The organism is Bdellovibrio bacteriovorus (assembly GCF_048286975.1).
GTDB lineage: Bacteria > Bdellovibrionota > Bdellovibrionia > Bdellovibrionales > Bdellovibrionaceae > Bdellovibrio > Bdellovibrio bacteriovorus_H.
In genome coordinates this window covers 200,229-208,385 of the sequence record NZ_JBLVRT010000005.1, presented here as the reverse complement: position 1 = coordinate 208,385, position 8,157 = coordinate 200,229, and the positions used below count along the sequence as shown (strand labels likewise).

Annotated in this window: 7 protein-coding genes; 6 read left to right on the top strand and 1 reads right to left on the bottom strand. The window is 51.2% G+C overall.

Translation table 11 applies throughout. The features are described 5' to 3' along the window. Window positions 1–343: hypothetical protein (locus ACNQKP_RS15350; RefSeq protein ID WP_417865751.1), on the top strand; the 343-nt coding region annotated here is incomplete at its 5' end. Here ACNQKP_RS15350 and ACNQKP_RS15345 read toward each other — a convergent pair. Beyond that, a complete protein-coding gene (locus ACNQKP_RS15345) occupies window positions 340–1,053 on the bottom strand; it encodes a VC0807 family protein (protein ID WP_417865749.1) in 714 nt (237 codons plus the stop codon). The genes ACNQKP_RS15350 and ACNQKP_RS15345 overlap by 4 nt on opposite strands. Window positions 1,054–1,147: 94 nt before the next feature. Here ACNQKP_RS15345 and ACNQKP_RS15340 point away from each other — a divergent pair, with 94 nt between their 5' ends. The 5 genes from ACNQKP_RS15340 to ACNQKP_RS15320 all read left to right on the top strand — a co-directional run bounded on the left by ACNQKP_RS15340 (window position 1,148) and on the right by ACNQKP_RS15320 (window position 8,088). Beyond that, window positions 1,148–2,854, top strand: a complete 1,707-nt coding sequence (locus ACNQKP_RS15340; protein ID WP_417865747.1) for an ATP-binding protein — start codon at window positions 1,148–1,150, stop codon at window positions 2,852–2,854. 94 nt (window positions 2,855–2,948) lie between these two features. Further along, window positions 2,949–3,761 carry a bifunctional DNA-formamidopyrimidine glycosylase/DNA-(apurinic or apyrimidinic site) lyase gene (gene mutM / locus ACNQKP_RS15335; protein WP_417865745.1) on the top strand — a complete coding sequence of 271 codons (813 nt, stop codon included), beginning with the start codon at window positions 2,949–2,951 and terminating at the stop codon, window positions 3,759–3,761. A 137-nt stretch (window positions 3,762–3,898) separates the two neighbouring features. Next, complete coding sequence (locus tag ACNQKP_RS15330) at window positions 3,899–4,111, top strand: acylneuraminate cytidylyltransferase (RefSeq protein ID WP_080602385.1); 213 nt, start codon at window positions 3,899–3,901, stop codon at window positions 4,109–4,111. A gap of 248 nt (window positions 4,112–4,359) precedes the next feature. Beyond that, window positions 4,360–6,810 (top strand): acyl-CoA dehydrogenase, encoded by a 2,451-nt coding sequence (locus ACNQKP_RS15325; RefSeq protein WP_417865743.1) that lies wholly within the window; start codon window positions 4,360–4,362, stop codon window positions 6,808–6,810. 105 nt (window positions 6,811–6,915) lie between these two features. Next, a complete protein-coding gene (locus ACNQKP_RS15320) occupies window positions 6,916–8,088 on the top strand; it encodes a chloride channel protein (protein WP_417865741.1) in 1,173 nt (390 codons plus the stop codon). Window positions 8,089–8,157 lie beyond the last annotated feature (69 nt).

Below are 8,157 nucleotides of genomic sequence, written 5' to 3'. Positions count from 1 at the left end.
CCGCCACCACCTCCACCGCCATTTGGCGATGACTTTGGAGGAGGCTTCGGAGGCGATTCAGACTTCCCACCGCCGCCACCACCCCCACCATTCGAAGGCGGCGGCGACTTCTAAGCGAAAGCTGGAACTTGCCCAAACTCTGCGTTGCTGCGTCGGCGGCGTGCTGTTAGCACGCCTTTCTCCTTGCGCCTTGATTTTGGGCAATTTGCAGCTTTCTTGGTTCCCGGTTTTTTTTCTGGGGGGCGGGCCAAATGCCTTTGGCATTTGTGCCAAGGGGAGGGGCCAAAACGGCTTTGCCGTTTTGAGCCTGGAAGTCAAAGTGCCGAAGGTCTTTGTGCTTTAGTTTTCTTTTAGGAGTTCTTCGGTGGAGAGGCCGCTGTGTTGTTTGATGCCTCTCATGAGATACCAGAAAATGCCCAATAGGAAGATCATGGATGGAACCATGATGATGGCCATGGACCATGTGGTCATCTGGGCGATTTGTTCGTTGAGCACTGTGGACTGAGCGTCTGCGGACAGTGTTGAATCAATGTTGATGAAAATCTTGCGGGCCAGGACGAAGTTGCAGACGGCGCTGAAGGCAAATGAGAGTGACAGCCATACGGTGGCGCTCTTCATGTGATCGTGGAATTCTTTTTGTTTGCCCTTTTCTTTCAGGCGTTCTTCCAGAAGATCCACTTTCATCAGAGAAGGATTCAGGAACAGAGTTTCGATGAATGGTTTTTTGGTGAAAGCTGATCCCAAAACGAACAAGCCAACCAGGGCCGGGAAGGCCGCTTCTTTTATGGCGAACCAGAATCCGTGCAGACCCAATAGTGCCAGGCCGCCGGTCAGTAGTACGTTCAAAAGACCCAGGGCTGAAAAGGCATTGAATTTTTTGCGTTTGATCAAGTCATAGGCGCCGTATCCCAACGGGAAGGCCAACGCCAAAACCAGCGCCCAGAAAGGTCCGATAAACTTGGACAGTTTATTCAGGATCAGCACCGGAAGTACGATATTAAAGACGATATTTAAAAGGCCGTTTTCTTTTGGTGGTGCTTCCTGTTTTGACATGCATAGCATCCTTGTCGGCTTCGCAGGAAAAGGCAAGCCGGCGCTGTGCATAAAGTTTCGTTGCACTCAACGCCCGGCCGGGTACAATTTGTCGATGGCAATTATATTGGTCTTCTTATCCACGGCGCTCAGCTTTCTAATCAGTTCTGTTTTTGCCGTCCGTTCCTGGGCGTACCGCAGATCTTACATTCATAGACTGGTGTTTATTATTGAAGTTGGTTATGCCCTGTGGGCTTTTTCCATCATCAGTGTTTTTGCCATTGATGACATGGCATTTAAGATTTTTATGACCCATGTGCGGATGCTGGGGCTGCCCTTGTTGTTTCCGTCCTGGGCTTTGCTGGGGGCGGGCCTGTTTTTACCAAGGGTGTCGGCGAAGCTTCGTCAGTACTGGTATGTGGTTTTTGCCTTTCCGGTGTTGATGATTGTCGGCAATTTGCTGGCGATGGCTGGGCTTCCTGCGGCCTCTCGGTGGATGTATTACGACTTTCAATTGATCCCGGGGATGAGTGGCCTTGTGGATTTCACCCGGGGACCGGGGGTGCTGGCGACTTTTGCTTTCGGGGCCGTGGCGATCGCAGTGGGATTTGCGTTCCTGATCTATGCTGTATGCATCCTTAAAGGGCGTCGTTGGAAATATGCCCTGGTATTTTTGGCAGCAGCCTTATGGCCCTTTGCTCTTGAAGGCCTGGTTTTGCTGAGCCCCGCGGATCTGCATTTGCGTCAGTTGAAAATCGCCGCCCTGTGGCCCTTTATATGGGGCCTTCATTATGCGGCGAACAAGGGCGACGTTCTGGAAATCACATCCCTGGCGCAGCAAAAAGTTTTCGAGCAGCTTCCGGGGCCCGTTGTGATTTTGAATGCGCGCTCTGAATACTGGGGTGGCAATGCGGCGGCGTCGGAAGTGCTGGGTCTTAAGGACAGCTGGCAGGGACGTCTTGCGGTGGAAATCCCCGTTCTTCGGGACATCATTTCCGGTGCCGAGCGTTTTCAGATTCATGGGCTCAGTTATCAGATCCGCCGTCACAATTTGGAAGGCGACAGTCAGGAAAGTCAGGCGCAGGTGTATCTGTTGAATGATGTGACCGAGCTTGAGGAAAGCAACAAAGCCCTGAAAGATCTGAATGGGGAAATCTTAAAAATGCACAGATTCAACAAACGGGTGCAGACGGTGCTGGCGCATGATTTGACGGGAGCGCTGGCAGGGACGCAGTTGCTGTTGGGCGGAGTATCCCGTGAAGACGGTGTTCTGACTCCGGATTCGCTGGTTCGCGTGCGGGAAGCTCACAAGGCCTCTTTGGAGCTATTGAGAAATATTCTGGTCTGGAGTCATGAAGGCGAAAGTCGGGAAAGCGTTGATCTGAAGACGCGTGTCAATGCAGCAGTGGGGCATCTGGCTCCTCAGATTCTGCAAAAGAATGTTTCGGTGAACGTGGACCTGCCAACTGGGGAAGTTCAATTGTGGGGATCCGTTCGTGTTGTTGAAACGATTTTAAGAAATCTGCTGTCGAATGCGGTGAAATTCAGTCCTGAGGGGGGAACCATTCAAGTGACCGGCTTGATTATGGGAAATCAGGTTGAATTGACTATTCAGGATCAGGGGCCGGGAGTATCGGCGGAAATTATGGCCTCGCTGTCGGATTCAGGTTCGGTGATGTCGTCGCAGGATGATGGCTTCGGGGTGGGGCTTAAATTCACCAAGGACTTTGTGAATCAGATGGGCGGGGTTTTGATCTTTGACCCGAATGTCGTGCAGGGCACCCGGGTTTCAGTTCGTTTTCCTATCGGGTTTCCAGTTTAGGTATTTTAAATAAGATAAGTAAAATTAGGCATTTGCTGGACTCGTCCGCAGCGGATGAAAAAGTGTGATAAATTGGGCTCACACGAGGTGAGTGATGCCTGAACTTCCAGAGGTCGAAGTCGTCCGCCGGGGCCTGCAGACCATATTAAAAGACCAGCCGATTTTGGAAAAAGTCGAACTGATGCGCAAAGATCTGCGCGAGCCCATTCCTGCTAAAAAAATAAGCACCCTTATCGGCCAGCCGCTGACCTCCATCGAGCGTCGCGCCAAGTATTTGCTTTTGTGGACCCCGAAGGGCGCCATGCTGTCGCACTTGGGAATGACCGGAACCTGGCGGGTGGCGGTGCCGGGGGATGAGCGTCTGCATGACCATATATATCTGCACTTTTCCGGAAACCTGCGCCTGGCTTACCGCGATCCGCGCCGTTTTGGCTGTTTTGACTTTGTTCAAGACCCGTTAAAACACCCTAAGTTGGCAGATTTGGGGCCCGAACCGTTAGAGGCGGAATTCAATGGATCGCTGTTGTGGGAAAAACTGCGCGGCAAGGATGTGGCTTTGAAAGTTGCCCTCATGGATCAGAAGGTTGTCGTGGGTGTCGGGAATATCTATGCCAGCGAAGCGTTGTTTGCCGCCGGAATTAAACCCACTCTGCCAGCGCGAAAGCTGTCTTTGGAAAGAGCTTCGCTTTTGGTTGGCGAGATTAAAAAAATTTTATCTCAGTCAATCAAGGCGGGTGGATCTTCCATTAGTGACTTCGCCCAAGCCTCCGGGGAAAGTGGTTATTTTCAGACGAGCTTTCAGGTTTACGGGCGGGACAAAGAGCCTTGTGTGACTTGCGGGCAACAGGTAAAGTCGAAAGTTCTGGGTGGCCGAAACACCTTCTGGTGTTCGCGTTGCCAAAAATAATTTTGCAAAATTTCGTTTGCTAAGCGGGCCAATTTTTGTGTAACTTAGGCCTTAGTCGAGTTTTAAAACAAACGCGGGCCCACTGTTGGCAATTAAGTCAACAAGGTCAGCTTAAATAAATAACGAAGGGATCATCAATGAAAGCAATCGTAGTAGCAGCTTTGCTTGCACTATCTTTCACAACTGGCTTCACTTGCTCTAAAAACCAACCAGAGACAGCTCCTGCTGAAACTGCACCTGCTGCTGAAGCAACTGCTACTGAAGCAGCTCCTGCAGAAGGCACTCCAGCTGCTACTGAAGCAGCTCCTGCAGCTCCAACTGAAGCAGCTCCAGCTGGCGAAACTAAGTAATTAGCCTTTAGGCTTAGTACTTAAGTTACGACGAAAGCCCTCGCAAGAGGGCTTTTGCTTTTTTCCCCTCTGAAGATTCTGTATTTCTCCATCCCCCCGGATCACCCAGAGTGATTAGTTCTGCTCCCAAAGGTTAAATCAATTTCTCCTCATATTCCGTGTATATATAGATATCGGGCCAGATGCGCTTGCACATGCTCATATTATTGAGTCTAATTATTGGTGTATTTCAATAAAGGAGATTCATCGTGGATTCTATCAGCTCATTCTATGGAATGTTTTTGGAGAACTACACGGGCCTGTGGGTATTGGGCTCTGTGGTACTTCTGTTGTTTGTGGGCTTCTTCTCAAGCCCTCTGATCGTGTGGGCGATTGCCCTGGCCGCAGTTCTTGTCGGCTTTGGTGCGCCAACCTGGTTGCTGGCAGTGTACGCTGTCATCGCCATCATCTTCCTGATCACGCCGCTGCGTGCAGCCCTGGTGACATCCGGTTTGCTGGCATTCATGAAGAAGATGCAGTTCCTTCCGAAAATCTCTGACACAGAAAAAGCGGCACTGGATGCGGGTGCTGTGTGGGTTGAAAAAGATCTTTTCTCCGGTAACCCGAACTTCGGCAATCTTCTGAAGGAAGACTATCCGCAACTGACGGCGGAAGAGCAAGCCTTCATGGACGGCCCGGTGAACAACCTGTGCAAGGTTTTGGATCACTGGAAAATCCACAAAGACAAAGACATCCCTAAAGAAGCCTGGGATATCATCAAGAAAGAAAAATTCTTAGGGATGATCATCCCGAAAGAGTACGGCGGTCTTGGATTCTCTGCATTGGCGCACTCTGAAGTGATCATGAAAATATCCTCCCGCTCGCTTTCTACAGCGATCACGGTGATGGTTCCGAACTCTTTGGGTCCTGCAGAGCTTCTGGCTCACTACGGAACTGATGCACAGAAAAACCGTTATCTGCCGCGTCTGGCGACAGGTGACGAGATTCCTTGCTTTGGTTTGACTGAGCCAACGGCGGGTTCTGATGCGGGTTCCATCACTTCCACCGGTGTTCTTTTCAAAGGTCCGGATGGTAAGCTGCAAATCAAATTGAACTGGAACAAACGCTGGATCACTCTGGCTGCGATCTCTACAACGATCGGTCTTGCGTTCCGTCTGCGTGACCCTGAAAATCTTCTGGGCAAAGGTGAAGACGTGGGTATCACTTGTGCGTTGATCCCTTCCAGCACTCCGGGTGTTGTTCTGGGTCGTCGTCATGATCCATTGGGTATCCCGTTCTACAACTGTCCGACTCAAGGTAAAGACGTTGTGGTTAACGCTGAAGACGCGATCATCGGTGGTGTTGCCAATGCCGGTAAGGGTTGGTTGATGCTGATGGAGTGTCTGGCAGCAGGTCGTGGTATCTCCTTGCCAGCTCAGGCAACTGGTGGCGCGAAATTGGCCGCTCGTGTTGTGTCTGCGCACTCTTTGGTTCGTCGTCAGTTCGGTATGTCTATCGGCCGCTTCGAGGGTGTTGAAGAACCTTTGGCGCGTATCGGGGCCGCCGCTTACCAGCTTGAAGCCATGAGACGTTATTGCCTGGGCGCGATCGATAAAGGTATCAAGCCGGGTGTTATTACGGCGATGCAAAAATACTATGCGACTGAAATGGGCCGCCAAGTGATCAACGACTCCATGGACATCATGGGTGGTGCGGGTATCTCTATGGGTCCTCGTAACGTGTTGGCAGAAATCTATATTGCAACTCCAATCGGTATCACGGTGGAGGGGGCAAACATTCTGACTCGTACTTTGATGATCTTCGGTCAGGGGGCTCTTCGTGCCCATCCATTTGCTTATGCGGAAGTTAAAACTGCGGAAGCAGGTGATTTGAAAGGCTTCGACAGAGCATTCTGGGGTCACATCGGTCACGTTATTCGTAACACATGCCGTGCGGTTCTGTTGTCCTGCTCTCGTGGTTTCCTGGCATCCACTCCGGATGTTCACCCACAAATGAAAGTTTACGTTCGTCGTTTGACTTGGACATCTGCAACGTTCGCGTTGTTGTCTGACGTGGCGATGGGTGTATTGGGTGGTCAGTTGAAAGCAAAACAAAAAATCACCGGTCGTTTCGCTGATATCCTGGCGAATATGTACATGGCGACAGCAATTCTTCGTCGTTTCGAGTACGAAGGTCGTCGTGAAGAAGACCTGGCGTTTGCTCACTACAACCTGAAGCGTTGTATGGCGAACATCCAGACTGGTTTTGATGGTATCTTCGACAACCTGAAAATCCCGGGTCTGCGTTGGTTCTTCAAAGGCTGGATCGGTGCATGGTCCCGTATCAATTCTGTAGGTTCTCAAGCTTCTGACGGCTGGTCTCATGGTATCGCGGCTGCGATGTTGAAAGAGGGCGGTATTCGTGAGCGTCTGTCTGACGGTATCTATCTGCCAACAGACCGCAACGAAGCTATCGGTCGTCTGGAACACGCGTTCTCTGTGACGAACAAAGCTGAAGCGGCAGAGAAAAAAGTGAAAAAAGCCATCCGCGAAGGTGTTCTTCCTAAGAAGAAAGTTCACTTGTTGCTGGATGAAGCCCGTCAGAAGAATGTGATCACTCAGGATGAACTGAAGCTGATCCAGGAATCCGATGCGGTTCGCTACGACGCGATCCTGGTGGATGATTTCTCCCAGGAAGAATACATGTCCCGTCATTCTTAAGACGGATCTGATTCAAAACTTAAAACCCCCGTGCGAACCACGGGGGTTTTTCTTTTTCAAGGGCTTGACCACTTTGGGATGCAGGACTAGCGTCTGTCCTTAGAGATGAAGTTTCAGATCAAAAGACTTTTTTTGAGTGCAGGTGTGGGAGTGATGGCCGGAATGGCTGCCGCGGTGTTTTTGATCACCCTGAATGCCGCGACCCTGTGGCGTGAGTCTCACCCTTGGCTGATTTGGCTTTTGCCGCTGGCTGGGGCATTGATTGGCTATGCCTACCACAAGTATGGCCAGAACACTGACAAGGGCACTGGGCTTATTCTGGAGCAAATCCATGACCCTTCCAATATCATTCCATTTCGAATGGCGCCGATGGTGCTTCTGGGAACAGTTCTGACTCATCTTTTCGGGGGCTCTGCGGGGCGTGAAGGCACCGCTGTGCAGATGGGGGCCAGTCTTGCGGATCAGTTCAATCACTTCATAAAAATGTCGCCAGAAGATCGCAAGGTGCTTTTGATTGCCGGCGCCGGGGCGGGCTTTAGTGCTGCGATCGGTGCCCCTTTGGCAGGAGCTTTGTTCGGTCTTGAAGTGGTTCATGTGGGCAGGCTTCGCCTGTTTGCGATGACGGAATGTCTGGTGGCTTCGTTTGTTGCTTTCTTTGTCTGCCGTCTTTTGGGGGCTCCGCATTCGGTGTTCGGTCCGGTGGGTGAGATTTCGTACAGCGCACTGGGTTTTGGGGCGGTCTTCGGGGCAGGGCTTGCGTTTGGTCTTGCCGCCAATGTCTTTATGCGATTCACACATCTGGTTGAGCGACTGCAGAAAAGATTTGTAAAGCATCCGATGCTGAAGCCCTTTGTGGGCGGGGTGTTATTGGTGGCGCTTTACCATTTCGAAGGCAGCTACCGTTTCGTGGGCCTGGGTATTCCGGTCATTCAGGAGTACTTCGTTCAAGTTCCGTCTTTTATGGATCCGGTTTATAAAACTCTTTTCACGGGTCTGACGGTGGGTTCCGGATTCAAGGGTGGCGAGTTTATTCCGCTGGTCTTTATTGGTTCGGGTCTGGGAAGTGTTCTGTCTGTGGTGTTGCCGCTGTCGATTTCTTTGCTTGCGGCCCTGGGATTTGCTGCCGTCTTCGGAGCTGCGGCCAAGACCCCTCTGGCTTGTGCGGTGATGGCGTGTGAAATATTTGGCTGGAGTATCGCACCGTATGCGCTATTGGCCTGTGTCGTGGCGTACTCTGTTTCCGGGCAGCTGGGGATTTACAAGAATAAAAAAGCCTGAAGACTTTGGATCTTCAGGCTCAGAAGTATGTATGAAGGGAAATTCAACACGCTTCTAGTCGAGCTTTAA

Bases quoted from the DNA above. Each gene is read 5' to 3' on its own strand.
- mutM (WP_417865745.1), top strand. From the start codon at position 2,949: ATGCCTGAACTTCCAGAGGTCGAAGTCGTCCGCCGGGGCCTGCAGACC.
- ACNQKP_RS15330 (WP_080602385.1), top strand. From the start codon at position 3,899: ATGAAAGCAATCGTAGTAGCAGCTTTGCTTGCACTATCTTTCACAACT.
- ACNQKP_RS15340 (WP_417865747.1), top strand. From the start codon at position 1,148: ATGGCAATTATATTGGTCTTCTTATCCACGGCGCTCAGCTTTCTAATC.
- ACNQKP_RS15320 (WP_417865741.1), top strand. From the start codon at position 6,916: ATGAAGTTTCAGATCAAAAGACTTTTTTTGAGTGCAGGTGTGGGAGTG.
- ACNQKP_RS15345 (WP_417865749.1), bottom strand. From the start codon at position 1,053: ATGTCAAAACAGGAAGCACCACCAAAAGAAAACGGCCTTTTAAATATC.